The organism is Chamaesiphon sp. (assembly GCF_041738855.1).
Taxonomy (GTDB): domain Bacteria; phylum Cyanobacteriota; class Cyanobacteriia; order Cyanobacteriales; family Chamaesiphonaceae; genus Chamaesiphon.
This window is the reverse complement of the sequence record NZ_JBGSPA010000191.1, coordinates 24923-50525: the sequence shown is the minus strand read 5'-3', so window position 1 is coordinate 50525 and position 25603 is coordinate 24923. Positions and strand designations below refer to the sequence as shown.

Annotated in this window: 26 protein-coding genes and 1 pseudogene; 17 read left to right on the top strand and 10 right to left on the bottom strand. The window is 49.8% G+C overall.

What is annotated here, in order from left to right:
* Nucleotides 1–37: 37 nt before the first annotated feature.
* The 5 genes from lysS to purS all read right to left on the bottom strand — a co-directional run bounded on the left by lysS (nucleotide 38) and on the right by purS (nucleotide 4023).
* The gene (gene lysS / locus ACEW9I_RS20580) at nucleotides 38–1597 is read right to left on the bottom strand and encodes a lysine--tRNA ligase (RefSeq protein ID WP_373542196.1); all 1560 of its coding nucleotides are present in this window, start codon (nucleotides 1595–1597) and stop codon (nucleotides 38–40) included.
* Nucleotides 1598–1664: 67 nt separating this feature from the next.
* Nucleotides 1665–1961, bottom strand: coding sequence for a Mo-dependent nitrogenase C-terminal domain-containing protein (locus ACEW9I_RS20575; protein ID WP_373542195.1), 297 nt, complete (start codon nucleotides 1959–1961; stop codon nucleotides 1665–1667).
* A 510-nt stretch (nucleotides 1962–2471) separates the two neighbouring features.
* The gene (locus ACEW9I_RS20570; protein WP_373542194.1) at nucleotides 2472–2888 is read right to left on the bottom strand and encodes a YraN family protein; all 417 of its coding nucleotides are present in this window, start codon (nucleotides 2886–2888) and stop codon (nucleotides 2472–2474) included.
* Between the two features lie 85 nt (nucleotides 2889–2973).
* Nucleotides 2974–3627, bottom strand: coding sequence for a phosphoribosylformylglycinamidine synthase subunit PurQ (gene purQ, locus ACEW9I_RS20565; RefSeq protein WP_373542193.1), 654 nt, complete (start codon nucleotides 3625–3627; stop codon nucleotides 2974–2976).
* Between the two features lie 144 nt (nucleotides 3628–3771).
* Nucleotides 3772–4023, bottom strand: coding sequence for a phosphoribosylformylglycinamidine synthase subunit PurS (gene purS, locus ACEW9I_RS20560; RefSeq protein ID WP_373542192.1), 252 nt, complete (start codon nucleotides 4021–4023; stop codon nucleotides 3772–3774).
* A 228-nt stretch (nucleotides 4024–4251) separates the two neighbouring features.
* Here purS and ACEW9I_RS20555 point away from each other — a divergent pair.
* The 4 genes and pseudogenes from ACEW9I_RS20555 to ACEW9I_RS20540 all read left to right on the top strand — a co-directional run.
* Nucleotides 4252–4632, top strand: a pseudogene (locus ACEW9I_RS20555) (Fur family transcriptional regulator); the annotation flags it as partial.
* A gap of 167 nt (nucleotides 4633–4799) precedes the next feature.
* Nucleotides 4800–5915 carry a glycosyltransferase family 4 protein gene (locus ACEW9I_RS20550; RefSeq protein WP_373542191.1) on the top strand — a complete coding sequence of 372 codons (1116 nt, stop codon included), beginning with the start codon at nucleotides 4800–4802 and terminating at the stop codon, nucleotides 5913–5915.
* A gap of 100 nt (nucleotides 5916–6015) precedes the next feature.
* The gene (locus tag ACEW9I_RS20545; RefSeq protein WP_373542190.1) at nucleotides 6016–6345 is read left to right on the top strand and encodes a YtxH domain-containing protein; all 330 of its coding nucleotides are present in this window, start codon (nucleotides 6016–6018) and stop codon (nucleotides 6343–6345) included.
* Entirely contained in the window at nucleotides 6338–6862 is a 525-nt protein-coding gene (locus tag ACEW9I_RS20540) for a DUF948 domain-containing protein (RefSeq protein WP_373542189.1), read from the top strand. Before ACEW9I_RS20545 ends, ACEW9I_RS20540 begins: the two co-directional genes overlap by 8 nt.
* Before the next feature lie 158 nt (nucleotides 6863–7020).
* Here the strand turns inward: ACEW9I_RS20540 and ACEW9I_RS20535 are convergent, their stop codons facing one another.
* The 4 genes from ACEW9I_RS20535 to ACEW9I_RS20520 form a co-directional block, all read right to left on the bottom strand.
* Nucleotides 7021–7587 carry an RNA recognition motif domain-containing protein gene (locus ACEW9I_RS20535; protein WP_373542188.1) on the bottom strand — a complete coding sequence of 189 codons (567 nt, stop codon included), beginning with the start codon at nucleotides 7585–7587 and terminating at the stop codon, nucleotides 7021–7023.
* Nucleotides 7588–8067: 480 nt separating this feature from the next.
* Nucleotides 8068–9636: a DEAD/DEAH box helicase gene (locus tag ACEW9I_RS20530; protein ID WP_373542187.1), complete on the bottom strand. Its 1569-nt coding sequence runs from the start codon at nucleotides 9634–9636 to the stop codon at nucleotides 8068–8070.
* 397 nt (nucleotides 9637–10033) lie between these two features.
* Nucleotides 10034–11353 (bottom strand): 30S ribosomal protein S12 methylthiotransferase RimO, encoded by a 1320-nt coding sequence (rimO, locus tag ACEW9I_RS20525; RefSeq protein WP_373542186.1) that lies wholly within the window; start codon nucleotides 11351–11353, stop codon nucleotides 10034–10036.
* Between the two features lie 130 nt (nucleotides 11354–11483).
* Nucleotides 11484–11654 (bottom strand): hypothetical protein, encoded by a 171-nt coding sequence (locus ACEW9I_RS20520; RefSeq protein WP_373542185.1) that lies wholly within the window; start codon nucleotides 11652–11654, stop codon nucleotides 11484–11486.
* A 247-nt stretch (nucleotides 11655–11901) separates the two neighbouring features.
* Here ACEW9I_RS20520 and btpA point away from each other — a divergent pair, with 247 nt between their 5' ends.
* From btpA to ACEW9I_RS20455, 13 genes are all read left to right on the top strand, one after another.
* Nucleotides 11902–12750, top strand: a complete 849-nt coding sequence (gene btpA, locus ACEW9I_RS20515; protein ID WP_373542184.1) for a photosystem I biogenesis protein BtpA — start codon at nucleotides 11902–11904, stop codon at nucleotides 12748–12750.
* 129 nt (nucleotides 12751–12879) lie between these two features.
* On the top strand, nucleotides 12880–13824 hold the full coding sequence (locus ACEW9I_RS20510; protein WP_373542183.1) for a vitamin K epoxide reductase family protein: 945 nt from the start codon (nucleotides 12880–12882) through the stop codon (nucleotides 13822–13824).
* Nucleotides 13825–13956: 132 nt separating this feature from the next.
* Nucleotides 13957–14457, top strand: coding sequence for a hypothetical protein (locus tag ACEW9I_RS20505; RefSeq protein WP_373542182.1), 501 nt, complete (start codon nucleotides 13957–13959; stop codon nucleotides 14455–14457).
* A 139-nt stretch (nucleotides 14458–14596) separates the two neighbouring features.
* Nucleotides 14597–15433, top strand: a complete 837-nt coding sequence (locus tag ACEW9I_RS20500) for a thioredoxin domain-containing protein (protein WP_373542181.1) — start codon at nucleotides 14597–14599, stop codon at nucleotides 15431–15433.
* 153 nt (nucleotides 15434–15586) lie between these two features.
* Nucleotides 15587–16645: a thiamine phosphate synthase gene (locus ACEW9I_RS20495; protein ID WP_373542180.1), complete on the top strand. Its 1059-nt coding sequence runs from the start codon at nucleotides 15587–15589 to the stop codon at nucleotides 16643–16645.
* A gap of 75 nt (nucleotides 16646–16720) precedes the next feature.
* Nucleotides 16721–16933, top strand: coding sequence for a sulfur carrier protein ThiS (gene thiS, locus ACEW9I_RS20490; RefSeq protein ID WP_373542179.1), 213 nt, complete (start codon nucleotides 16721–16723; stop codon nucleotides 16931–16933).
* 352 nt (nucleotides 16934–17285) lie between these two features.
* The gene (locus tag ACEW9I_RS20485; RefSeq protein ID WP_373542178.1) at nucleotides 17286–18572 is read left to right on the top strand and encodes an AraC family transcriptional regulator; all 1287 of its coding nucleotides are present in this window, start codon (nucleotides 17286–17288) and stop codon (nucleotides 18570–18572) included.
* 167 nt (nucleotides 18573–18739) lie between these two features.
* A complete protein-coding gene (locus tag ACEW9I_RS20480) occupies nucleotides 18740–19051 on the top strand; it encodes a hypothetical protein (RefSeq protein WP_373542177.1) in 312 nt (103 codons plus the stop codon).
* Between the two features lie 212 nt (nucleotides 19052–19263).
* Nucleotides 19264–19644: a hypothetical protein gene (locus tag ACEW9I_RS20475; protein WP_373542176.1), complete on the top strand. Its 381-nt coding sequence runs from the start codon at nucleotides 19264–19266 to the stop codon at nucleotides 19642–19644.
* 52 nt (nucleotides 19645–19696) lie between these two features.
* Nucleotides 19697–20044, top strand: coding sequence for a hypothetical protein (locus ACEW9I_RS20470; protein ID WP_373542175.1), 348 nt, complete (start codon nucleotides 19697–19699; stop codon nucleotides 20042–20044).
* 52 nt (nucleotides 20045–20096) lie between these two features.
* The gene (locus ACEW9I_RS20465; RefSeq protein WP_373542174.1) at nucleotides 20097–22241 is read left to right on the top strand and encodes a peptidase domain-containing ABC transporter; all 2145 of its coding nucleotides are present in this window, start codon (nucleotides 20097–20099) and stop codon (nucleotides 22239–22241) included.
* Nucleotides 22242–22399: 158 nt separating this feature from the next.
* Nucleotides 22400–24055, top strand: a complete 1656-nt coding sequence (locus tag ACEW9I_RS20460; protein ID WP_373542173.1) for an HlyD family secretion protein — start codon at nucleotides 22400–22402, stop codon at nucleotides 24053–24055.
* A gap of 136 nt (nucleotides 24056–24191) precedes the next feature.
* Nucleotides 24192–24683, top strand: a complete 492-nt coding sequence (locus tag ACEW9I_RS20455) for an outer membrane beta-barrel protein (RefSeq protein ID WP_373542172.1) — start codon at nucleotides 24192–24194, stop codon at nucleotides 24681–24683.
* A 62-nt stretch (nucleotides 24684–24745) separates the two neighbouring features.
* Here ACEW9I_RS20455 and ACEW9I_RS20450 read toward each other — a convergent pair whose 3' ends face one another.
* A complete protein-coding gene (locus tag ACEW9I_RS20450; RefSeq protein ID WP_373542171.1) occupies nucleotides 24746–25489 on the bottom strand; it encodes a class I SAM-dependent methyltransferase in 744 nt (247 codons plus the stop codon).
* Between the last annotated feature and the right edge of the window lie 114 nt (nucleotides 25490–25603).

Sequence of the window (25603 nt, the reverse complement as noted above, 5' to 3'; positions counted from 1 at the left end):
GTGCGTTACCCTTCGGGATAACACACCCTAAGTTGATTTATGCGTCTTCAGATTGTTCGTCACTCTGTTCTGGTTTAAGGAGCGGGAAGGCGATCGCGTCGCGGATGCTGGCACAATTGCACAAGAGCATCACCAATCGATCGATCCCGATCCCTAAGCCGCCTGTGGGGGGCATCCCGTATTCGAGCGCGGTGAGGAAGTCTTCATCGACATCGTGGGCTTCGTTGTCGCCTTCGGCTTTGCGGGCGGCTTGCAGCTCCAAGCGTTCCCGTTGATCGACTGGATCGGTTAATTCCGAGAAGCTATTGGCTAATTCGCGCCCGACTGCGAATAACTCAAACCGCTCGACGATCCCTGGTTTCGATCGATGGGGTTTGGCAAGGGGCGAGATTTCGACGGGATAATCGAGGACGAAGGTGGGTTGAATCAGGCTCGTTTCACACTTTTGCTCGAATACCTCATTCAAGAGTTTTCCGAGTGATTTAACGTCATCACAGCCACCAATAGCCGCATCTTTGACGGCTGCTTGAGCTGTTTCTAGCGAGTCGAAGCTCCTAAAATCTAAGCCAGTGACTTCTAAGACGATCTCGTGCATCGTCACTCGCCGCCACGGAGCCGCCAGACTTATCGGTGTACCCTGATAATCAATTTCCAATGTCCCCAGCACTGACTGAGCGACGGTGGTAATCATTCCCTCAGTGAGCGTCATCATATCCTCATAGTCAGCATAGGCTTGATACACCTCGATGCTGGTAAATTCGGGATTGTGGCGGGTAGATACGCCCTCATTCCGAAAAATTCGCCCCAATTCAAATACCTTCTCAAAGCCACCTACTATTAACCGTTTGAGGTGCAACTCGGTGGCAATCCGCAGATACAGTGGCATCTCTAGCGTATTGTGGTACGTATTAAACGGTCGCGCATCGGCACCACCAGCTTCTGACTGCAAGACTGGAGTTTCGATTTCAATGAAGTCGAGATCTTCGAGATAGCGACGAATTCCGGAAGTAATTTGGGCGCGTTTTCTGAAGGTATCGCGGACTGCGGGATTGACGATCGTATCTATGTATCGTTGACGGTAGCGTTTGGCGACGTCGGTTAAACCATGCCATTTATCTGGCAATGGGAGCAGGGATTTTGTCAACATCACGTACTCGGTGACGAGTACGGACAATTCGCCTCTTTCTGTGCGGGCAATTTTGCCTTTGACGCCGATGATATCCCCGACATCGGTCAATTGCTTGAGATGACTAAAAGCATCGGGGATGTCCGCCATCCCCGTTTCGATCTGCTGTTTGTTGAGGTAGAGCTGAATCGTACCTGTTTCATCTTGAATGCTAAAAAAAGCCAACTTACCCATCACTCGCCGCGCGATAATACGTCCGGCGATCGAGACTTGGATATCTACCTCTCCACTATTGGCGAGATCTGCGTACTCTAGTTGTAACGCCGCAGCTTGATGGGTAGATATCCAGTTGTAAGCATAGGGATTCATCCCTAGTGCGCGGAGTTTGTCGGCTTTAACCAGGCGCGTTGCCCGAATTTCGGCTAATGTCGAATGTGGTTCTGGCTGCTGGGGCGACTGTTGCTTGGACATATTCGATCGAGTCTTGGGCTGGAATCTTTATTCTAAGCCCTAGCGACCTGTGCGGGTCGAGTGACTGTTAGCAATATTGGCTGATATCTTCGCCGCACTCATCAGCTAAGTAGCACATCGCCTTGAATCGGAGCATCACGACTTCATCATAGAGGGGGTTGAGCTTGCACATCGGTGGGATGTGTAGCAGTGTGCGTCCAAACAAATTGAGATCGCGCTCGAAGGGACATTGGGAGGGGATGAGTTTACAAAGCTGGTGAGCTAGGCGCGGATTGGAAATCTTGAGGTTGTCCAACCAGTTGCGGAGCGGCTTGAGTGGGTCTAGCTTGGATAAGTTTACCGAATTGATAGTTTCCTGTGACATAATTCTAGTTGCGAGCAGACGAGCAAGCTTTGATAGATTAGAACCCATAATATGAGATGTATTAATGGCACTTGTGAAGATAACTATAATGACGTTGCTTTACGGTGGAATGTTCATCTCAAGATAAACTACACACCCTCGCAAGTCATTTCCATAAAAAACGATCGAACTCGGTCATTTGCGTTCATCAGCCTCAATCTACCAACGTCAGTTGGTACCTGAAGATCTACGGAATACTTGCATCATGTCTCGATCGACACTCTGGTCGCAACTGTAAATCTACTGAGATATCATAACGTATTTGTCCTCAATCTCAGCGTGTTGCCGATCGCTTTTTAAGCATGTTTGCAACCAAGGTTTTTTGTGTCGATCGACACATTTTTTTGGTTGAGATTTGCTAATTATTAAAAAATTGCGATCCCCGTCTAGTTTGCCTGTGAACTGATACCTTTTGCCCGATCTGTGTTCCAATCGGCTCGAAGTTGTCCTTTGGATTACACACTAGTGCGGCTAAGTCACATCAAACGCATCAACAAGATAATCAACTAAGAGCAAACGCACTCCAGCCGCGATGTCTGTCGATATGTGGAGGGGTGTACCGAGGATGGGTTGGTGCATGGGTTGATGGCGGACGATGGCGACATCAAAGCGACAAGGATAGTCAGCCAGATATGGATGTTTGGCTAAAAAGAGCGCGGCGGCGGTAAGTATTTTGGCTTGTTTCTGGGGCGTAATTGCCAGCAATCCGTCGGTATCCCAATTCGATCGCTTGCGGGTTTTGACTTCGATAAACAGCAGGGTATCAGATTCGATCGCGATCAGGTCGATTTCACCTCTTTGCCATCGCCACCGATGATACAGGATCTTGCCACCGCGATCGATCAGCCACTGGACGACAATCTCTTCCCCTTGTTTACCAGTGTTCATTTAGGTTTTAGGCTTTAGGGGGTAGAGGGTAGAGGGTAGAGGGTAGAAGGTAGCGATTCGCTGTCAACTGTCAACTGTCAACTATTTAAATCAAACTTTTGAATAAATGAATCCCATCAGCATTACCGAGCAGGGGATCGGCGGCGCGTTCGGGGTGAGGCATCATCCCGATAATGTTTCTGGATTCGTTGCAGATGCCAGCGATCTGATTGAGGGAGCCATTGGGATTGGTGCCAGCATAGCGAAATAATACCTGTCCATTGGCTTCTAAGCGATCGAGTGTGTCGGGATCGGCATGATAGCAGCCTTCGCCGTGAGCGATCGGGAGATCGATCGTCGCAGTGGTATGATAGCCTTGAGTCCAGATGGAGTCGGTATGCACGACTTGGAGCGGCACCCTGTCGCAAATAAAGTGGAGATCGCGATTGCGAACTAGTGCCCCAGGCAGTAATCCGGCTTCGGTGAGCACCTGAAAACCGTTACAGATCCCCAACACATATTTACCTTGCTGGGCGTGAGCGACAACTTGCCGCATAATCGGTGAAAATTTGGCAATTGCACCGCAGCGCAGATAGTCACCATAACTAAAACCACCCGGAATCACGACGACATCGACATCGTGTAAGTCCGTCTCTTCGTGCCAGATGGTACGGGTGGGTTGTCCGAGCAGATCGCGAGTCACATAGACGACATCGCGATCGCAGTTGGAACCAGGGAAGACAATTATGCCGAATTTCACAATGAGGGAATACGCAGAGGGCGCAGAGTAAGGGGAGTACGCGGCGATGCGCGCTCGTCGGCTTTGCCGAGGGTTTAGCGCATCAAGACAAGACGGAGAGTTAGTTAGTAGGGTTCATATTTCCTAAAGCCTAAAGCCTAAAGCCTAGACTAATTCAATTCGATAGTTCTCAATCACTGGATTGGCGAAAAGTTGGTCGCACATGCGATCGAGTTGTTGGTGTGCGGCTGTCTCATCTGTGGCACTGAGGTTGACTTCGATGTATTTGCCGATGCGGACGCTCTCGACATCAGGGTAGCCCATGTGTGCCAAACCTGACTGGACTGCCGTACCCGCTGGATCGAGGACAGAGGGACGAAGTGTGACGTAAATACGGGCTTGATATTTTTGATGCAACGGAATCCCTCAACTTTGCGATAATTAGATATGTAGAGCGTGACAATTTAAATTTACCACCCTCAATTGTAAACCAGTACCAAGCTTGGCTGTTATTGCGATCTCGGTCTTCGACTTTAAAATCTACGTTCCTAGTTTATTGGTAAATCAAGGTAGAGGTTTCCGATTATAGATTATTCTCATAGCCTAAAGCCTAATCCCTAAAGTCGAATCCTAAAGCATAATCCTATGAAATCAGAGCGAACTCGCAGCCAAGAACGTATTTTACAACTACTCAAGCAATGCGATCGCGCACTTTCGGCTCAAGATATCTATGTAGAGCTACGCACTCGCGATCGGGCAGTGGGGCTAGCGACGATCTACCGTGCCCTTGAGAGTCTAAAATTGGAAGGGATCGTCCAAGGTCGAACATTACTGACTGGCGAATCATTGTATAGTTGTGTCCAAGCCGATCGACATCATCTGACGTGTCTGCACTGTGGTGAGTCCGTGCCGATCGATGAGTGCCCGGCCGAACAGTTGGAACATCGACTAGAATCACTCCATCAATTTAAAATTTATTACCACACTCTCGAATTTTTTGGAGTATGTTTGACTTGTGCGCCTACACAAGTAGACAATAGCCTCGATAGCTCAAGCACTGCTTTAGCAGATCGAGAGCGAGTCGTGCGGTTACATCATCATCACGATCGCGCTTGACCTACAGCGGTTAAACTTCCCCTCGATCCTTCCCTTCCTACTTTTACACAAAAATCTGCATGACTTTTGAGAGTTTCATGAATTCGATTGGTGTTGCTGACCCCTACGGGCGTGGGTGGTTATCCGTAGTGTTGACTTTTATGTTTGCCTGGATAGTCACATATCTATTTATTCCCAAGGTACGCACTTTCGCGCTCAAAGTAGGCTGGGCAGACGAACCCAATGCCCGCAGACTGCACCAAGAACCGCGCCCAAATGCGGGCGGACTGGCAATCTATACGGGGGTAGTCGCTGCAATTATTTTAGCGGGCTGTCTCGCACCGATCGTGCTGGCAAAAGTCCAAGTAGCGATTCTAGCGATCCTACTCGGTGGCTCGGTACTAGTCCTCGTCGGATTTATTGACGATCAGTTTGGGGGATTGCCAGCACTATTTCGGCTACTGATCCAGATTTTGGCGGCACTATTATTGGTGGTGTGTGGCATCCAAATCCATATTGTCTATTTTGGGGCACCGATCGATGGGATCTTATCAATTATTGCTACCGTGTTATGGATTGTCGGGATCACCAATGCTGTGAATTTGATGGATGGGATCGATGGTTTAGCGGGTGGGGTGAGTTTTATCACGGCGATGACGATTTTGGCGGCTTCCGCTCAATTTGAAGCCAGAGCTGCGGCGACGCTAGTTTCAGCGGGTGTCGCTGGGGCGGCGTTGGGATTTTTGCGGCACAATTATCATCCCTCACGGATTTTTATGGGAGATGCTGGAGCTTACTTTCTGGGCTATGTCTTGGCAGCTACCAGTATTTTGGGTAGTGCCAAGGTGACGACGATTACTTCGTTGATTCCGACGGTGCTATTATTTCTCGTCCCAGTGGTAGATACGAGCCAAGTCATCATCAAGCGTCTCCTGTCGGGACAAAACCCCCTGAGTACACCAGGTAAAGATCATCTACATCATCGGCTGTTGGCACAGGGATTTTCTCAAAGACATTCGGCAGTTATTTTGTGGGGGATTACCCTCGCTGGCGGCATTATTGCGATGCGGATTCAGCCAGGAATCAGACAGATGGCGATCGTCATCACGGCAGTAGGAATCGCGCTATTGCTGATTTTGACAGTCTGGCTCCGGCTGCGGGCATTGGTTGAGTCGCCAGATACTGCCACCCCACATCCCGATGATAAGTCCTAGTTTAAATTGGGATGACAATGAACACTATTGTGGCGAGGCGAACTGAAAAAGACGAAGATCGGTCTAAACTAGTATAGATGTGGTTGGATAGTATCGAGCTATGGCAGGTAAAAATCGTGGAACATTTATCGGTGGCATTTTCTTAGGTGCGGCAATTGGGACTGTTACAGGTTTGCTAGTGGCTCCATGTCGAGGGCGAGACACCCGCAAGATTTTGAGTAAAACTGTAACCGCAGTGCCACAGATGGCTGAAGATATTTCGAGTAGCGTCCAATTTCAAGCCGATCGACTCTCGACAGCGGCTGGCGATCGCTGGCATGATACACTCGATCGATTAGCGACGGCGATCTCGGCGGGTATTGTCGCTAGTCAATCCGTCCGCGAACTCAATGCCGATCGCCCGCCAGCGGCTCGTGAGGTGGATGAATAGTACGCTAGCTGTTATCGACCCATTACTACTGTTGGGATGCTCGATGCTACTGGTGGCTGTCAGTCTGACAGCACTGTTGGTTGCGGCTTTTCCAGCCATTCAAGACTTGTCGCGGGCAGCGCGGAGTGCCGAAAAGTTATTCGACAGGCTCGATCGAGAATTGCCACCGACGCTTGAAGCAATTAGACTAGCCGGATTGGAATTGAGCGATCTGAGTGATGAAATGTCTCAAGGGGTGCAGAGTGCCACTACCGTGGTACAGCAAGTCGATGTGAGTCTCGCCCAGGTCAAAAAACAGGCAGGAAATGCCCAGGTAAGTACTCGGAGTGTCTGGGTCGGTGTCAAAGCTGCTTGGCAAACGTGGCAAGATCGAGGAGCCACCGCTGCTCGTCGTCAACAGCTCACCACTACGAATCCAGAATCGCTACTAGAAGGTCGCTACTTAGATCCCGATCTCAATCGCCAAAATCGAGATTTGGCAAGTACTTCAGGCGCAGTGCCAGCAGCTGATGATTGATAGCGTCAGATCTGCCAAATCGATGAATTGCCTCTCGAGAGCACCATCCACCATCCACCAGATCGAAAAATTGCCAGGAACATAAATATTCCTAGCAATTGTCAATTATACCTGCAAGCAATTGCAGTCTGTCATCTCTACTGGTGCCATTTGGCAAGTTAGAGATTGCCAGATTGAGCTAATTTATCCTTGAGTTCGGCGAGTTTGCCCGCCCAGCGCGGATCGGGCTGGAAACTATCAGTGGTGGTACTGCTCGTGGATGTGCCACTACCCGCAGTTGTCTTATTGCCCTCTTTGCGACCGCCTTTTTTGGCACTACCGCCAGTACTGCGGCGGGGAGTCGCCACTGGAGTAGCACTAGCACTAGCGGCTGTAGCACTCCCTTTATTACTGAGGTTGGGTTTGGGAACGCTGCTCGGTTCTCTAGGCTCGGTAGGTTCGCTAGTTTCGCCATCTTCATCGTCTTGTTCTTTGGCTTTGGGCAAAGCCTTCTCAATTTTGATCGGTGTTTCTTGGAACAGCGCACCATTATATTTTTCGATGATTTGGTCGGCTTGTTCGTCAGTTTCGACGGTGACAAAGCCAAATCCACGACACTTACCAGTCTTGCGATCTTTGATCACTTTGACCGAAACTAATTCACCAGCATCAGCAAAAACGGTTTGGAGTTCATCCCGTTCTACATCAGATTTTGGTAAGTTGCCCACATATAAACGAATAGACATATAAAAATTCCTCCAGACTGGAATTAAATTAGCTTGCTTGCAGGATTTCCCGTGGGGGATCGCCTCAATTTTGGGTACGTACACAACTCACAACAGTGTCCCTGCTCTCCATCTCATCACAGTCGATCTGCTCCGAACCGGAATATAGCTGGTAATCACCACCGATCGCCGCCGAGCGATGCTCTCGTCTAAATCTGTAATGACGATCTCTACCTCCTTGGCACTAGATCTTAATGTTTTTTTACAAATTTTGTGACGCCCCTACTTAAATTATCACGTCTAGGCGTAGGCGATCGATCTCAGTCGAGCGATTTTCACAGCAGCAGCGGCGATCGTCGGCGCAAGCACCACCAAGATGAGGATCGCTCTACTCGCACCATAGTTAAATTAAAAGGTGGGTATGACCCACCTTCTCTAGCTTATTTAAACTAATTATTAGTCGATTGACATCAGTCGATCGACCAAGATCGAACTCAGTAGTTATACCCGTTCTTCACTGCGAAAACCACCTCGGCTATCGCGGTTGTCGCGGCTGTCACGTTCGTAGCGACTGCTCTCGTTGCGAGGGGCACTGTCGCGACGATCGTACCGACCACCACCGCCACCGCCACCACTGCGGAGGACTGGTTTGCCACCAGCACCACCACCGCCGCCACTACGACGATCGCTACCACCACGAGGCTTGAAGCTATTGGAAGAGCGTTCGCCACCGCGATCGTGTTGCATTTGGGGTTCTTCCATGTCGAGCCATGCTGGACGCGTTTGGTCGTATACCAATTGCAGTGCAGCAGCAGCGACAGTATGAACGTCGTATTCTTCACTCATCTTGGCGATGATTGGTAGGAAGGAAGCTACCCGTTCGCCGGAGAGAGCTTCTTGGACCTTGCCTTGAATCTTATCGACATGAGACGCTTCTACTTGAGCGCGAGTCGGGATTTGACAGACAGTGAGGGACTGTTTGACGCGACGTTCGATCGCTTGGAGTTTGCGGCGATCCAAGGAGTGAATCAGGGAGATGGCTACGCCTTCTTTGCCCGCACGACCCGTCCGACCGATTCGGTGGATGTAGTTCTCGACGCTATCGGGGAGATCGTAGTTGATGACGTGACTGAGATGATCGACATCGAGACCGCGTGCGGCGATATCTGTCGCGACGATCCAGCGTACTTTGTCGCCCCGGAAGCGTGCTAGGAGCCGTTCCCGTTGGGTTTGGGTCAGGTCGCCATGATACTCATCTGCGCTGTGTCCGGCAGATTGGAGTTGGTTGGTGAGTTCGGCTGCGGCTTTACGGGTACGGACAAAGATGATTGCCGATTCGGGCTGCTCTAGTTCGAGGATCGGTTGCAGAGCTTGAGCCTTAGTCCAGCCACGCGGGATGAAGTAAACCTGTTGCTGAATTTTGGATGGTGCGGCTTTGACTTGATCGACTGTGACTGTCACAGGCGACTTGAGGAAGCGGTTGACCAATGAGCGAATGGGGGGTGCCATCGTCGCCGAGAAGAAGGCGGTTTGGCGTTCGGTGGGCAATTTGCTCAAAATCAGTTCGATGTCGTCGATGAAGCCCATACTGAGCATTTCATCTGCTTCATCGAGTACCAACCATTCGACTTGTCCGAGGCGGAGATGACCGCGATTGATCAAGTCGATTACGCGTCCTGGTGTACCGACGACAGCCGCAACACCACTTTCCAAGCGACGAATTTGGAGGTCGATCGCTTGTCCGCCGTAGACGGTCAGGATCGGGGAGCGACGCTCGTTACCGCCCAAAAAGGTTTTCATGGCAGCAGATACCTGCATTGCCAACTCGCGGGTGGGAGTCAGGACGAGGGCTTGGACAACTGGACGTTGCCAATCGATCCGCTCGATCATCGGCAGTGCAAAAGCAGCAGTTTTACCAGTTCCGGTTTGGGACTGTCCGACGACATCTTTACCAGCTAACAGGTAGGGAATGGCTTGTTCTTGAATATTGGTGGGTTCAGTAATCCCCAGGCTTTCCAGTTGAGTAACGATACGATCGGAAAGTCCAAGGGTAGAGAAAGAAACGGTCATAATTTGTAGTTAAGTGGATCGGTATGATTTGATATCGAAAAGTTAGGAGCTAATCTTTAGGAATTAATCAGTAGATAAACCGGGGAAAACATCGTACCCAATATTTGAACCATTCAGTCAGGGGCTGGGTGAGAATTAGCTGTAATCCTGCACCAATAAAAGCAATACTAAATAGTTACAGAATGTTCGCATCACATGCGAGGCGGAGATTCTGCTGATGAATTGTTGTCGAATAATCGGTCTTGATACTGAATTCTAGCGTCTTCGCTCCAATTCAAAATCTAAATAGATGTTAGATTCTGAATTTAACAGCTATGTAGTTAGTAACGACTGTTTATCATTTTAATGTCCAAGCTCGAAGCTTGACATCGCCGGATAACCGATCGCTGTTTACTAGTTACTGATAGACGATCTCGCCGTGAAGATCGTAGTGGTCGGCGGCGTGAATTTTAGCAGAAACAATCGACCCGAGGCGGGCACTCCCACTAACATACACTAATCCGTCCACTTCTGGTGCAAATCTGGCAGATCTGCCCACCAACAACCCGGAGTCGGGATGTTCCTGTTCGATTAAGACATCCACAGTTTTACCGATTTCACCTTGATTGCGGCGGAGTGAAATTGGTTGTTGGATCGCCATGATCCCGTCGCGTCGCTCGTCCATCACTGCTTGCGGCAATTGATGGGGCAAGGTAGCTGCGGGAGTTCCATCTTCTGCGGAGAAGGTAAATACCCCAACATGATCGAATTCATGCCGTTGCAAGAACGATTGGAGATGTTGGTAATGCTCGTCGGTTTCCCCAGGGAAGCCGACAATCAGTGTCGTCCGCATGACGGCATCAGGGAGTGCGGTTTTGAGTCGCTCGATGATGCGATCGTTGACCTGTCCTTGCCACGGGCGATTCATGGCACGGAGGATTTCCGGATGGGAATGCTGTAATGGTAGATCGAGGTATGGCAGCACATTTGCTGTCTCCTGCATGGCAGCGACGACCTTGGGTGTCAGTCCGGTGGGATAAGCGTAGTGCATCCGAATCCACGGCATGTCTACTTTGCCCAAGGCGCGCAGGAGTTCGGCGAGTTTTGGTTCGCCATAGATGTCGATCCCATAGTTGGTGGTGATTTGGGAGATCAAGATCAGTTCCTGAACGCCTTCATCTGCCAATCTTTGCGCTTCAGCGACGATCGATTCGATCGTCCGGCTACGCTGTTTGCCCCGTAGGTGCGGGATGATACAAAAGGCGCAAGCATAGTCGCAACCTTCGGCTACGCGCAGGTAAGCGACACCTTCAGTCGTCGTCCGATAGCGGGGGGTATGCTCGTCAGCGATGTAAGTTGGCTCCGGGGTGACGTCTACTACCCGTTCGCCGTTGAGAGTGCGTTCGATGACATCCACGATTTTGTGATAGTCGCCACTACCGACGACTGCGACGGCTTCAGGTATTTCTGCAAGTAACTGCTCCTGAAAATGCTGCGCCATGCAGCCCGTTATCACGATTTTTTTATCAGCTTCGGCTAGTTCTACTAGCGTCTGAATCGACTCTGCCCGCGCAGCATCGATGAAGCTACAGGTATTGACGATGACATAATCTGCTGCGGTTTCGTCAGCATCTACCTCATATCCTGCTTGTACTAACAGTCCGAGCATGTGCTCACTATCAATGCGATTTTTTTCGCAACCTAAGTGAGAGATGGCGATGGTTGGCTTGTTGCCCATGTAGTCTTGGTAGATTTGTCTCCAACAGTAATTGAGATAGTGATGATATTGCGGCGATGCGGTATGAGTTGGTGTAGCTGAGGGTAATTTGCAGCTCAGTCAATCCCGTTCGCTGAATGTAGCTTCTGGTTCAGATGAGAGTGGCGATTGTACTCCATACCCGCACCACTGTCCAAATTTGCTCGATGCAGATCGTAATTCTCACCCGATCGATGCAGGTTTTGGCTCGATCTTGAAGTTCGGTTGCTGTCCGCTCGGACTTGACTAGAATTTGGCAAATTCTGGCGATCGCCAGTGCCATCTCTAAATTTGGTTGCTTGATGGAGCGATAATTTCAGCGATCCTGCTATATCTTAGCACAATGTTGCGAAATGTAAAATAGAAAATATTGACTCATAGCCAGTGACTGGTGAGTAGAGATCGATTAGTTGTGAGCGACTCATACCTAATTTGTGGATAATATAGGTGGATCTTGAGGATCGCGGTTCGATGCTGCCACCGCCGAAGTTGATGCGGCAATCGCCGTCCGCCTAGTTAAAACACAAACCGTGAATTTAAAGCAAATTTTCAACACCACTCAGCCGATTATTGGCGTAGTCCATCTGCTACCGCTACCGACTTCGGCGCGGTGGAGCGGTAGCCTCAGTGCCATTATCGATCGCGCCGAGCAGGAGGCAGTCGCCTTGGTGTCTGGCGGTGTGGATGGGATTATTGTCGAAAACTTTTTTGATGCACCTTTCCCTAAAAGCCGCGTCGATCCGGCGGTAGTCAGTGCGATGACGACGGTGGTATCGCAGTTGATGGAATTGGTATCGATTCCGATCGGGATCAATGTCTTACGGAATGATAGCCTGAGTGCGATGGCGATCGCGAGTTGTACGGGAGCGGCGTTTATCCGCGTCAATGTCCTCTCTGGAGTCATGGCAACGGATCAAGGCACGATCGAAGGCTGCGCCTACGAGCTACTTAGGTATCGACGCGAACTGGGATCGCATGTCAAAATCATGGCAGATGTCCTCGTCAAACACGCCCACCCCCTAAGTTCGAGCGACCTCACTACTGCGGTCAAAGAAACCATCGAGCGGGGTCTAGCAGACGCAGCAATCATCTCTGGCGTAGCAACTGGTAGTCCCCCGAGCCTCGCCGATCTCCAGCTCGCCAAAGCGGCGGCTGGCGATATTCCCATCATCATCGGCAGTGGTGCGAGTTTTGATAATATCAGCGGTTTAATGCAATTTGCCGATGGCGTTATCGTTTCGAGTTCCCTCAAACGTCAAGGCAAAATCGCGAACTCGATCGATCCAATTCGCGTCAGTCAATTTGTCGAAACAATTCGTCAGGATATCGCCAGTAGATCCGTACAACGCGCGATCGATGCGATGAAAATTCATAGATAGGCTTTAGGCTTTAGGCTTTAGCGGATGCGCGATACGTAGGGTTCCCCGAGGGTTTAGCGCACCAAGCAGGCTTTAGGCTTTAGGGATAGAGGTAGAGACTTAGCCATTCACCATTCACCATCCACCATTATGAAACGTCGTCAAGTCCCCTGGATTCATCAATACTCACGATTGCTAATTGGGATCGTTGCCCTGCTGGGTATTTGTGTCACAGCTTATCTAACATGGGTAAAAGTTAGTAACAATGGCGTTTGTGGCACTGAAGGCTGTCAGATCGTCCTCACTAGTCCCTATGCAAATGTGGGTAACTTGCCACTGACTGGTTTGGGATTGTTGAGTTACGTTGCCGTTGCCGCGATGGCATTTGCGCCAACTTTAATCGATCCCAAAACTAATAAATCAGCTTACAATCAGCTCGATCGACTCACTTGGCTGGGGTTATTTCTGGCTGGAGTAGGGCTGTCAGTATTTAGTATCTATCTGATGTATTTGCTGGCATTTGTGATTAAAGCGGCTTGTCCGTTTTGCATTGCTTCCGCCATCTTTACCTTTACGATCTTGGGACTGACAATCGTCGGACATGAGTGGGAAGATGTCGGGCAAATAATTTTTACAGGAATGGGTGCGGGACTAGCAGCATTATTGGTATCGCTGGTGTTGTACAATACGGCGATCGGCGGTCAAATCAATTCGCTAGCACCGACAACCCCACCCGAGCCAGGGATCGGTTGGCAGATCGAGTCTACGTCTGGGCCTGCTGAGATCGAGTTGGCTAAGTATCTGACCCAAACAGGTGCCAAGATGTATAGTGCTTACTGGTGCCCGCATTGCTTCGAGCAGAAGCAACTGTTTGGTAAAGAAGCTTGGGAGCAAGTCACCAATGTCGAATGTGCTGCTGATGCCAAAAAGAATCCGCAGCCCGAAGCCTGTACCAAAGCGGGGATTAAAGGATTTCCGACATGGAGCATCGGTGGCAAGCTCGATGGTGGCGTCAAGAAACTGGCAAAACTAGCTGAGTTGACTGGCTATAAAGGTGACAAAACCTTTAAATACGATCGATTGTTTACGCGCTAGCCCCAGTCGTGCCGTCAATCCCTGCGCTTGTGGTAACCATTTGCTGCCGCTTCAGATCGACTGGTAACTTGTGCGATCGACCTAAATGGTTTATATATTTTAGTGTTGTTCGCGATCGCTTACTTTTACTGAATGCTTACAAAAAAATTGCAGCTACTTCGTTCGGTTACTACACTCGGGATGTCGATGGGCGTGATGATGCCTGTTGCAATCTCCGCCAGCACACCCACTATTTCAGCTCCAGCGATCGCCAATCACCCCACTCGCTCTCATCAGGAGTGGGGTACTGCCATCGCTTCAAGCGTGAAGATCGAAACAGTCTCAGGGGCAGCCGAAACCGCATTAGTAGAATATTTAGCTGCAAGTGATGTCAAGTTCTATGGTGCTTATTGGTGCGCCCATTGCCAGCAGCAAAAATCGTTATTTGGTGCGGCAGCAGCGGCTAAATTGCCATATATTGAATGTGCCGCAGATGGTCAAAATTCCCAACGACAGTTGTGCAAGGACAAGAATATTCAAATGTTTCCTACTTGGGCGATCGATGGTAAATATTATCCTGGGACGAAAGATTTAAAGGAAATTGCTAAAATGACCGGATATAAAGGGTTGATGAACTTTAAATATCATAAGTAAAGCCTAAATCGATGAGTGAGTGACGAGAATTTACTCATCGATTGCTGGTAGTTGAAAATATCTGCAAACAGGTTAACTCATGAGCTGTTTGTTGTTGAGACGTTCGTTTATTTGCATCAAATTATCCCCGATACCAACGATGAATTACTTACTCACTTTGTGGCGATTTCCGATCTTATCATTAGTACTCTCATCTTGCTTATTGGGTTCATTGCCAGCGCAGGCAGAAACTATCGCTGCGACAAATAGCAATCCCATAAAACTGTCTAGCCCAACCCAAATACCTGTAAGTGAGCGATTACTTGCTCAATCAGTAAAAGTTAGCCCGCAACTAGAAAAACAAATCCTCGAAGTACTTCGCAGAAATCCTGAAGTGATGTTTGAAGTTTTGCAGAAGTATGCGATCGAGCAACAAGCCAAAGACCAAAAAGCTCAAGCCGAAGCACTCAAACAAGCCCGAAAAAACACCAAAGCATTGATTGGTGACGCACCTGTGATGGGAGCTAACGCTCGTCAAATCGTGATGGTAGCATTTTCGGATTTTCAATGTCCATACTGTGCCACCGCTGATAAAAGTGTCAAGCAATTTATGGCAAAGCATCGTGACAAAGTTACCCTGGTTTATAAGTACTTTCCACTGACTCAAATTCATCCGGAAGCCTTACCTGCGGCGCGGGCAGCATGGGCGGCAAATAAGCAAGGTAAATTCTGGGAATATCATGATGCTTTGTTTGCCAATCAAGCTAAATTAGGCGAAAATCTTTATCTCGAAACTGCCACTAGCCTGAAGTTAAATCTCACCAAATTTAATGCCGATCGCAAAATTGCTGATGATTTTATCGTTGAGGATTTCAAACTAGGGCGTAAACTAGGTATTGATGGCACCCCGACGTTTATCATGAACGGTGAAGTCCTCTCTGGTGCCACGTCGCTAGCCGATTTGGAGAAAGCCCTGGCACAAGTTACTCAGAAATAGTTAAGACAGTGGATGGTGGATGGTGGATGGTGAATAGTCAATCTTGGAGAATTCAATTTATCTAGGATCTGTCAACATTTACCAGCAACAAGTCTAGTCCACCATCCACCCATCCACCATCCACCCATCCACCATCCACCATCCACCATTCCTATGAGTGACACCTCCCTAGCATCAATCCAACCAGCCGTATGGCGAATTTTGGATGCAAATTTCGATCGAGCGCGGGAAGGATTGCGGATAATTGAGGAATGGTGCCGCTTTGCGCTCAATGATGCCGCGATGGCAAATGAGTGTAAGCAGATGCGCCAAGAGTTGGGGCTACTGCACACCTCAGAAATTCGTGCCGCGCGGGATACTGCGCGGGATGTGGGTACGGCGTTGAGTCATCCCCGCGAGGAACAACGCATGGGGATCGAGCAACTGCTCCAAGCCAATCTCTGTCGGGTACAAGAAGCGTTGCGAGTGCTAGAAGAATACGGCAAACTCTACTCACCAAACATGAGTGGCAGTTGTAAGCAGATGCGCTATCGGGTATATACCCTTGAGAGCAATTTACTCGCCTACCGTCGCCGTCAAATTCTCGCCCAGGCGCGGCTGTATCTAGTCACATCGCCAGATCCAGATCTGCTGGCACGAGTCGAAGCAGCTTTGCAGGGAGGCTTGACTTTGGTACAGTATCGTGATAAGCAGAGCAATGATACCGATCGACTGGCGATCGCCCAAGCCATGTGCCAACTCTGCCATAATTACGGGGCGTTATTTATCCTCAACGATCGCGTCGATCTCGCGCTGGCGGTGGATGCTGACGGGGTGCATTTGGGGCAGCAAGATGTGTCGATCGCGCTAGCGAGACAAATCCTCGGATCGCAACGGATCGTCGGCAGATCGACGACTAACCCCGAGGAGATGGCAAGAGCATTGGCAGAGGGTGCCGACTACATCGGTGTGGGGCCAGTGTACGAAACTCCCACCAAACCAGGGAAATCAGCGGCGGGACTAGAGTATATCCACTATGCCGTCAAAAATGCGACCGTCCCCTGGTTTGCGATCGGTGGGATCGATAGTACCAACATTGATGACGTCCTCAAAGCTGGTGCCCCAGCGATCGCGATCGTCAGAGCGATTATGGATGCCGACAATCCTACTCATGCCGTCCAATATTGTCTGTCAATTTTGAATCGAGTGCCGCAGGTAGGGGGTAGAGGGTAGGTTTTAGGTTTTAGGTTTTAGGCTTTAGGCTTTAGGGATTAATACCTTGAAGGATTGTTATATGATTTTTGGTTTATGATTGAATCGATCGAGTTACAAGTAAATGGTGAGGTTTGTACCTGTTTGCCACAAACAACTTTACCTGCATTATTGGTACAAATGGGGTTGAATCCGCGACTGTTGGCGGTAGAATACAACGGCGAAATTTTACATCGTCAGTTTTGGGATCGGACAGAGATTAAGGCTAGCGATCGATTGGAAATAGTGACGATCGTTGGTGGTGGCTAGCAGCGATCGCAATCGAAGATTGGTAAGCTAAATAGTGGGTGAGGCTTGGTTTGGGATTGTGGGTCATTGTCGCAACGCCCAATCTCGATCGTCGGCTAGTACACATAAGTTACATAAATTAATTGTGATATTTGATACATAAAACATCGACGATCGGCGCGAATTGTGGCGATCGATTTGTGGCTGACATCACTTCACAGACTAGATTTGAGCTGATTTCATCAGTTTTAGCGATCTAAAGTGAGTAAGTCGAAGTAGAACCTAGCTGTAATTAAGCTAGCCAATTGTCGTACGCTCTTGCTGTGGGAATGGAGGATGATAAGAGGATATCAAACTACATTTAATAACTTCTGTGCAACAAAAAAATATTGACTTAGGAGCTATATCAAGCGAACAGCCTCGAACGGCGGCAGATCCTCAGCCGCCGCCGATCGAGAGCGGACAGATCCCAGCCGCCGCCAAAGATCGCCCTCAACATCACCCTCACACCGACGAACTGCTAGCCACAGCAATTGGTTCGCACCGGATTCGGGCGATGCCCTGTCAGGGCGGCTTCGCCAGCGCAGGTATAGATCGCCGATTTCATACCAAGCTCCTCAGCACTGGCGATTTTCAGATGGTAGATGTGCGATGGGAAGCAGCATTTGAACTCGAACAAGATCCGTTAGAGGTAGGTTACATTATCTATCTAGTACTGGCAGGTTCGCTCACTCAAAAGCTGGATTTTCCCCAACAGCAACGGCTTCGCCCCACACAGACATTGTATTGTTCGCCAGAGACAGCCACGATCGTCAGTCCTGGGCAACAGTTGACGAGTATAGCTAGTACGTCAGGAGCAGCATTGCTGGTGGCGATCGATCGCGACTCGATCGATTTGGCGGTGGGTAAGTTGCTCGATCGCACCTTGAAACAACCAGTAATATTCTTGAGTGAGATCGATCTGACTCGCAACTTGGGACTAATCCTCCAAAAATTTGTCCAGTTCTTATGGGAATCAGCAGCGACGATCGATCTCGCAGATCGATCGTCGCTGCTGTTACAGAAGTTGGAAAAGGCTTTTTTAGGTTGTCTGGTTGAGGGATTGCCCAGCAACTATTCGGATGATTTATTGCATCAGCACGATCGCGCATTGACTTGTTATGTCCGCAAAGCTCAAGTTTTTATCGAGTCGCATCTGCATGAAGATCTCAAACTCGAAGAGATCGCCGCAGCAGCGGGAGTCTGTTCGCGGTTGCTCCAAAAAGCTTTTGCTCAAGAATGCGGCTGTTCGCCGATGCGGTTTGTGACTCAGGCGCGATTGCATCGGGTGCGACAGGAATTGGAGCGACGATCGATTGCCGATACCAAAATCATGGATGTGATGATGGATTATGGTTTCACCCAAGGCGGCAAGTTTGCCAAGGAGTACCAACAGTTATTTGGCGAAAGACCATCAGACACCTTGAAAAGATCGAGCCAGTGTCATCAAGCAGATACACCACTATGGACAGAGATCGATGATGCGCGATCGGCTCTCATCGTGGGTGGGTGTCACGCGATTACCTCCGGTACGCTACAACAGGTCGAGCCAAATGGTATTCACGTCCGCACCTTTAGCATCAAAGTTAGTGAAAATCTTATTCTCGTCGGTTTGTTTTAATAATTGAGATTGGAGAGATTTAGTAACTATGCTGAATACGATCTATGCTCCACAAATGTGTGCGCGATCGGCATTTACGCACTCTATTTCGGCTTGATACTATGTAAGAGATCGAAGGCATTCAATCAATCTTTCGGTCTTTTAATCAATTCCTTTGGAGTCTTTAAATGAACACTAACTTTTGTATCGAATTGTCTGATGATGCCGCTCAAGATATCAGTGGTGGTTACTATTTTGGACCATCTAGCACCACAAATGTCAATGCAAATATCTCCGAAAACTTATTCATCAACAAATACTTCCAATCGATAACTCGGGTCTTTGGTAACCTAGCTGGTGGTGAGGCAACAGCTACCGCCATCGGAGCTAATACAGCAACACAGGCTATATCGAATACTCAGGTTGTTCAGGGATTCGGATCTACTTCAAATGCTACCTCTCTGTCGGCAACGAACGGCGGCTTCTTTTTCCTCCTATAAAGCGTTGTTGCCGACTGGTAGCCGACCGGATACGTGCTGGTCTTTTGAGCCGCCATCGGCGTACATGACAAGACGTAACGGTGGAGCCGAGTGAATCCGCGCCCTACCGTTACCTTCTTTGATTTCCGCGCGGGCTGGCTCAAACAGCCCTTGTCGGCATCCAAGTTGAGGGAGCGATCGATCGAATTAAAGTATAGTATCGGTTTATTCTTATGAACAGTGTTGATGCTAGCTGTCGAGAGCATACTTTAGACGGCTTTTTCTGTGTCGAGATCTCCGATCTGGTGGCTTCATCGGTAGTTGGTGGGGCATTAGCTGGAGCGACAGCCACTGCTTACGCCTTTGGCGATTCCAGCTTGGCGTTGACAACTACCAAAACTCTGGCAAAGCAGTTTGCCAATGGCGGGTCGCTCGCGATGGGATGGGGCACTGCTGTGGCAAGTGGCCATAGTCCTGTCGCCAGTGTGAGTACGTTCGGTACGGGAAATGGGGTGTTGGCATATACGAGCACGACTGCTTTCTCGACCACGCGCAATGCCAACAGCAATGTGGCGATCGCTACCGGATTTGTAGTTGCTATTGACTGGGCTTGATGAAATGCTGTCGTCACGCCATTAATCTAAATATTTATTAACTTAATTTGTTATGAAAATTCATCATTCAAGCGATCGATCGACTGGTAACGGCTACTTTTGCTGTGTGGGAGTTGCCGATCGGGTGGCGGATACCATCGGTGGCGGAGCAGTCACCGTGTTCGCTGAGGTTACTGTCGCTGGTAATTCAACCTCTGCTGTGGCGATCGCCCGCACTAGCTCGACGAGTGTGCCCGCTGGCGACGCGATCGGCTACGGCTTGGGGGTGGCAGTCGCGATTGGCACCAATCCAGCGGTCAATGGTGGTATTTTCGGTTGCGGATACCAACCGCTCGCTCGTCCTCTAAGTTGGTTGTTCAGAACCAGAGCTGATGGTCGCCAAGGTGGATATTATTACTAGCGATCGTCCTCACATCGGGTACTTGTCAATTTTATTCATTGGATCGTGACCCATGCCCTACTCCTGTATCCGCCAGCATAGCGAAGAAGACTGTGGTGCGGCTTGTCTAGCTACAGTTGCCAAACACTACAAGCGCACTTTTACGCTCACTCGGATTCGCGAAGCTGTGGGGACGGGATCGCGTGGTACCACCCTCCTGGGCTTGCGACGGGGGGCGGAAGCGTTGGGATTTCATGCGCGACAAGCCCAGGCACCGCCCCAACTAGTCGAGCAGCTCAAAGAGGCACCACTCCCCCTCATCGTCCACTGGAAAGGCAACCATTGGGTCGTGCTGTACCGCCAGCGGGGGAATAAATATACGATCGCCGATCCGGCGGTGGGAATTCGGCACATCTCCCGCGCCGAACTATTGGCAGGGTGGTCGGATGGTATGATGCTGGTGTTGCAGCCAGATGCAGCGCAATTTTACGCGCAGCCAAACGATCGCGTGGGCGGCTTGGGGCGATTTCTGGGGCGGGTGTGGCCCTATCGCTGGCTACTGTTCCAAGCGACGATTATCAACATCGCGATCGGGTTATTGGCTCTGGCGATGCCGATCCTGATGCAGTTGCTCACCGATGATGTCTTGGTGCGGGGAGACTTACAGTTGCTCTCCACAGTGGCGATCGCCGTCATTGGCATGAATCTATTTCGGAGTATCATCAGTCTGATCCAAGCCAAGTTAGTCGGGCATTTTGGGCAGCGATTGCAACTGGGCTTGACCCTCGATTATGGGTTCAATCTGCTGCGGTTGCCGTTGTCATACTTCGATGCCCACCGGAGTGGGGAAGTCGTCAGCCGCCTGGGTGATATCCGCACTGTCAATACCTTGGTCGGGCAAATTGTCCTCGGTTTACCCAGTCAATTTTTTATCGCGATCGTCTCCCTGGGGCTGATGCTGCTCTATAGTTGGCAGCTTACCCTGGGATCGGTTGCCGCCTTTGTCATGGTGATGCTCGTCAATCTGTTATTTCTCCCCGCCCTCCGCCAAAAAACCCGCCGCCTGATCGTCGAAGGCACCGAAAATCAGGGCTTTTTGGTCGAAACCTTTCGTAGTGCCCTCGTCTTGAAAACGACCCAAGCCGCGCCCCAAGTCTGGGACGAGTACCAGCAGAACTTTGGGCGACTGGCAAATCTGAGCTGGGGCACGATGCAACTGGGGCTGTATAGCTCCACCCTGACGGGAATTATTTCCAACTTGACGACGATCGGGTTGCTATGGTTTGGTAGTTATTTGGTCATCGATCGCACCCTGAGTATCGGACAACTCATCGCCTTCAATGGTATGAGTGGCAATTTCCTCGGCTTTCTGGGGAGCGTCGTCGGCACGATCGAGGAATTCATCACCGCCCAGATCGTGATTCAACGGCTGTCAGAAGTGCTGGATGCCACACCTGAAGAAGTGCAGACTATCTCGAAGCCGTGGGCGGCGATCGCCAATGATGCCAATATTGCGTGCAGCCAAGTCAATTTTCACCACACTGGGCGAGTAGATCTGCTCAAAGATTTTACCCTCACCATCCCAGGCGGAAAAGCTATCGCCCTGATTGGTGAATCGGGCTGTGGGAAAAGTACCCTCGCCAAACTGATCGCGGGATTGTACCCACTCGGCTCGGGCAATATCCGCTATGGCATGTACAACCAGCAAGATCTCTCCCTCGAATGTCTGCGCCAACAGGTCGTATTGGTCTCCCAGGATGCTCAATTTTGGAGTCGATCGATTATCGACAACTTTCGTCTTTCCTACCCCCAGACAGCCCTCCGCGAGATCGTCCGCGCTTGTCAGATTGCTGGGGCGGACGAGTTTATTAGTGAATTACCTAGCAAGTACCAAACTATTTTGGGTGAATTTGGAGCCAATCTATCGGGCGGGCAAAGACAACGCTTGGCTCTGGCGCGGGGCATTCTCCCCGATTCCCCGATCTTGATTTTGGATGAGTCTACGGGGGCATTAGATCCGAGTACCGAGAGTCAGGTACTAGAGCAGGTGTTGGCAGAGCGTCAGGACAAAACCACGATCCTGATTAGCCATCGCCCACGCGTGATCCTGCGCGCCGATCTGGTCGTCTATCTCGATCGCGGTGAGCTAAAACTCACGGGTACGCCAGCCGAGTTACTGCGGATTCCTGGCAAGCATCTCAATTTTTTAAACCCCTAAGTCCAAGTTTTCAATTGTCGATCGGTAAATATTTATCATTAACAGAGCGCAAGCCGCTGTCTGTCTTGTCGCGCTATACCTGGAGGGAACCTGGTTGGGTTGCCAACCCAACCAAGAGCGCGCGCCGCAACTGTCAACTGTCAACTGTTTAATTAGTTATGAATAATGCTGAGTTTGATGATGCGAACCCTGGGAAAATGGCTGCTAAGTTCGAGCGGAATGGTCACCATGTAACGACGACGATCGCCAAAGATGCCGTCGAGCTAATGACGATCGATCGAGTGCTGACCCCAACCAAAATTAGTTCGCCAATTACTGTCCTGCAAGTACCCGACTACGCCCTCACTCCGACGACACCAGCCGACTTCTTGCCATCGATCGGGCAGTGGATCTCAGTGGGTGGGATCGTCATGGTAGCTAGCTTTGGCATCGCGATCGCGCTGAGTACGATCTTGAAATACAAAGTCACGGTGCAAGCCCCCGCCACGATTCGCCCCGTGGGCGAACTCCGGCTAGTCCAATCGACGATCGAAGGTTCGGTGATGAGTATCTCCGTGCGGGAAAATCAAACCGTCAATAAGGGCGATCCGATCGCCACTGTCAGAGATTTGCGCCTAGAAAGTAAGCTCCAAACCAAACGCAGCCAACTCATCGGGGAGATTGAGAAAGCTAAATCCCAAATTTTGGCAGTCGATGCTCAGATCGGGGCGAGCGATCGCCAAGGTATCGCCGAGATCGATCGCGACAATCGGACGATCTCTGGCATCGCAGCCGAACTCAGTCGCGCCCAGCGAGATCGTCGCGACAAACGGACGATCGCTCAAGCCGAAGTCGCCGAAGCTCAAGCCAATTGTCGAACCGCTAAGATCGAGCAGCAAGTCGCCGAGGCAGAATTAACAGTTGCTGATGCCAATTTGAAATCGATCCAAGCCGCATCCAAAGCGGCGATCGCCCGCTTTCAACGTTACCAAAGTGTCGCTGCTGCTGGCGCGATCTCGACCAACCAATTGGAAGAAGCTCAACTAGCCGCCGAACAACAGACTCAAGCGATCGCCGCTCAAGTCGCCACGATCTTCAAACAACACCAGAGCGTCGCCAAAGTTGCCGAAACAGTGGTTGCAGCCGCAGCTAGAATCGAGCGTACCCAAGCCGCGCTCGATCCCAGTCCAGCCGAAGTAGCCGCGATCGTCCAAAAAATCGCCCGCGAACGGGCAACTGGTAAAGTCGCGATCGCCCAGCTCCAACAACAACGCCAAAAATTGCTTCAGCAACGAACGGAAATCCTCAACCAGATCGCCACTAGCGATCGCGAGGTCGCCCAAATCGCTACCGAACTCCAACCGACGGCGATCCTCGCCCCCGTATCCGGTACAGTACAAGAGTTAAACCTCCGCAACACTGCTCAAGTAGTCCACCCTGGCGATCGACTCGCCCAGATCGTGCCGACTGGTATCCCCCTCCAGATCGAGGCATACGTCGCAATTGCCGATGTCAGCAACGTCAAAGTCGGGCAAAAAGTGCAAATGCGGATATCTGCTTGTCCCTATACCGATTACGGCGTCGGATCGGGGATAGTGCGGGCGATCTCTGCGGATGCCAAGCCGATGCAGCGGAATGTGAGTAATTCGCCCCAACAGCTCCAAGCAACACCAAATGATATTTATAAGGTGACGATCGCTCCAGACAATCTCAAGCTGAGTCGTGGTAGCAGTAAATGTCAAATTCGATCGGGAATGGATGGTCGCGCCGACATCATTTCTACAGAAGAAACTGTCCTCCAATTTATCCTCAGAAAAGCGCGGCTATGGGTGTAGCGATCGATCGCTATGCACCACATTCAGAGTCGATCGTCCAGATGTAGCGATCGCTACACCATTTTTGCTATTGACGAATTTACCTCTTTGATAGTATAAAGGTAGTATGACCTTAATACTACACCCCGATTTAGTTATGTCCCATAAAATTTCGATTTTAGCAGCGGCTGCTGCTGTTTCTACAGCAGCATTGGTGCTACTCGCTGGTGGTGCGATCGCGCAAGAAAAAACTAGTTATGTCGGCCCCAGCATTGGGTTTAGCGATGGCGATACTCTCTATGGGGTAAATGCCAAGTTTAAAGTTTCCGACAATATTTCTGTCAGACCATTCATTCAATTCGCAAATAGGTCTGTTGGCCCAGTAAGTGCTAGCGTCACTCTCTATGGTGCTAGTGCTAGTTATGACTTCAGTCTTCCTAGCACCGACTTCAGTCCTTATGCAGGGATTGGTTATTTAGCTGCAACTGGTTCTGCTAGTTTCCAAGGCATTACTTATTCAGCAACTGACTCTGGTATCTATTTTGAAGTTGGTACTGACTATAACATCAGTGAGACGATCGCGCTCAATGCTAACTACAAATTCAAAGATGATGGCTATTTCAGCTTCGGTGGTGCATATAGATTCTAAGCTGATAAGCTAGATCGATCGCTGCTAGATCCCCGACTTCTTGAAGAAGTCGGGGATCTGTCTTATGGCATTTTTTGATAGCACCGAGTGGTAATAAAATAAGGATGAAAAACTTCAATAAAATTAGATTGAAGTGTTCTAAAAAAGCAATCGATAATTTTGGGATCGTCTAAATGAAATGGAAACTCTTGATTAATTCCTTTGGAAAAATACCAATTGATAATCAGTGTACCTTCAGCTTTTAAGATCTGATGAAACTGGAGTAATCGATCGCTCGGATCTGGTAAATGTTCCATCACATCAAAACAAGTAATCGTATCAAAAGTAGCTGTTGGATCTAATTCAGTACAACAAGTAATCTTCGCTCCCAAACCTAACTGCTCGATGCGGTGCCGGACAAAATTGTAATTAATCGGATTGATATCGCAGTAAGTCACATGCGTAACTGCGGGACACAACGCTGAAGCGATCGCATGTGTACCAATCCCCCCACCAAAATCTAAGACTCGTCCTCGTGCGCGATCTCCAATCAATCTCAGCGTATCGCCGATATAGTCGGTACTCGTGAGATGCCAAGTTGCCAACTCAAATAAATAAGCTTCACCCACTCGATCGCGATAAAATTTGCTAGCATCTTCCCAATCAAAATCACGGCGTCCGAGTTCTGCCAAATCCTGTACCGCCGTTGCAAATTTTTGTTCCAATCGGACGGGATCGATATCTAAAAATTGGTGCAGATGCTGCTTGAGATCGAACGCATCTTGCCAGTAACCACTCAAATGCGGCACGATCGGAAATGTAGACATGAGCCAAGCGTAAAGGAGTAATAGATCTAGGCTGTGCCAATACTAAAGCCCGCACTCACTATAACACCATCACCGCGATCGGCGGTAATTCCCGATCGATCTGCTAGGATGACT

What these genes read in the sequence shown, in the direction of transcription:
- ACEW9I_RS20570 (WP_373542194.1), bottom strand. Translation starts at nt 2,888, where the DNA reads ATGAACACTGGTAAACAAGGGGAAGAGATTGTCGTCCAGTGGCTGATC.
- ACEW9I_RS20545 (WP_373542190.1), top strand. Translation starts at nt 6,016, where the DNA reads ATGGCAGGTAAAAATCGTGGAACATTTATCGGTGGCATTTTCTTAGGT.
- ACEW9I_RS20510 (WP_373542183.1), top strand. Translation starts at nt 12,880, where the DNA reads ATGAAACGTCGTCAAGTCCCCTGGATTCATCAATACTCACGATTGCTA.
- ACEW9I_RS20475 (WP_373542176.1), top strand. Translation starts at nt 19,264, where the DNA reads ATGAACAGTGTTGATGCTAGCTGTCGAGAGCATACTTTAGACGGCTTT.
- lysS (WP_373542196.1), bottom strand. Translation starts at nt 1,597, where the DNA reads ATGTCCAAGCAACAGTCGCCCCAGCAGCCAGAACCACATTCGACATTA.
- ACEW9I_RS20530 (WP_373542187.1), bottom strand. Translation starts at nt 9,636, where the DNA reads ATGACCGTTTCTTTCTCTACCCTTGGACTTTCCGATCGTATCGTTACT.
- ACEW9I_RS20470 (WP_373542175.1), top strand. Translation starts at nt 19,697, where the DNA reads ATGAAAATTCATCATTCAAGCGATCGATCGACTGGTAACGGCTACTTT.
- ACEW9I_RS20460 (WP_373542173.1), top strand. Translation starts at nt 22,400, where the DNA reads ATGAATAATGCTGAGTTTGATGATGCGAACCCTGGGAAAATGGCTGCT.
- rimO (WP_373542186.1), bottom strand. Translation starts at nt 11,353, where the DNA reads ATGGGCAACAAGCCAACCATCGCCATCTCTCACTTAGGTTGCGAAAAA.
- ACEW9I_RS20480 (WP_373542177.1), top strand. Translation starts at nt 18,740, where the DNA reads ATGAACACTAACTTTTGTATCGAATTGTCTGATGATGCCGCTCAAGAT.
- thiS (WP_373542179.1), top strand. Translation starts at nt 16,721, where the DNA reads ATGATTGAATCGATCGAGTTACAAGTAAATGGTGAGGTTTGTACCTGT.
- ACEW9I_RS20535 (WP_373542188.1), bottom strand. Translation starts at nt 7,587, where the DNA reads ATGTCTATTCGTTTATATGTGGGCAACTTACCAAAATCTGATGTAGAA.
- ACEW9I_RS20550 (WP_373542191.1), top strand. Translation starts at nt 4,800, where the DNA reads ATGAATTCGATTGGTGTTGCTGACCCCTACGGGCGTGGGTGGTTATCC.
- ACEW9I_RS20465 (WP_373542174.1), top strand. Translation starts at nt 20,097, where the DNA reads ATGCCCTACTCCTGTATCCGCCAGCATAGCGAAGAAGACTGTGGTGCG.
- ACEW9I_RS20505 (WP_373542182.1), top strand. Translation starts at nt 13,957, where the DNA reads ATGCTTACAAAAAAATTGCAGCTACTTCGTTCGGTTACTACACTCGGG.
- ACEW9I_RS20540 (WP_373542189.1), top strand. Translation starts at nt 6,338, where the DNA reads ATGAATAGTACGCTAGCTGTTATCGACCCATTACTACTGTTGGGATGC.
- ACEW9I_RS20575 (WP_373542195.1), bottom strand. Translation starts at nt 1,961, where the DNA reads ATGTCACAGGAAACTATCAATTCGGTAAACTTATCCAAGCTAGACCCA.
- ACEW9I_RS20455 (WP_373542172.1), top strand. Translation starts at nt 24,192, where the DNA reads ATGTCCCATAAAATTTCGATTTTAGCAGCGGCTGCTGCTGTTTCTACA.
- ACEW9I_RS20500 (WP_373542181.1), top strand. Translation starts at nt 14,597, where the DNA reads ATGAATTACTTACTCACTTTGTGGCGATTTCCGATCTTATCATTAGTA.
- ACEW9I_RS20450 (WP_373542171.1), bottom strand. Translation starts at nt 25,489, where the DNA reads ATGTCTACATTTCCGATCGTGCCGCATTTGAGTGGTTACTGGCAAGAT.
- ACEW9I_RS20495 (WP_373542180.1), top strand. Translation starts at nt 15,587, where the DNA reads ATGAGTGACACCTCCCTAGCATCAATCCAACCAGCCGTATGGCGAATT.
- ACEW9I_RS20520 (WP_373542185.1), bottom strand. Translation starts at nt 11,654, where the DNA reads ATGGCACTGGCGATCGCCAGAATTTGCCAAATTCTAGTCAAGTCCGAG.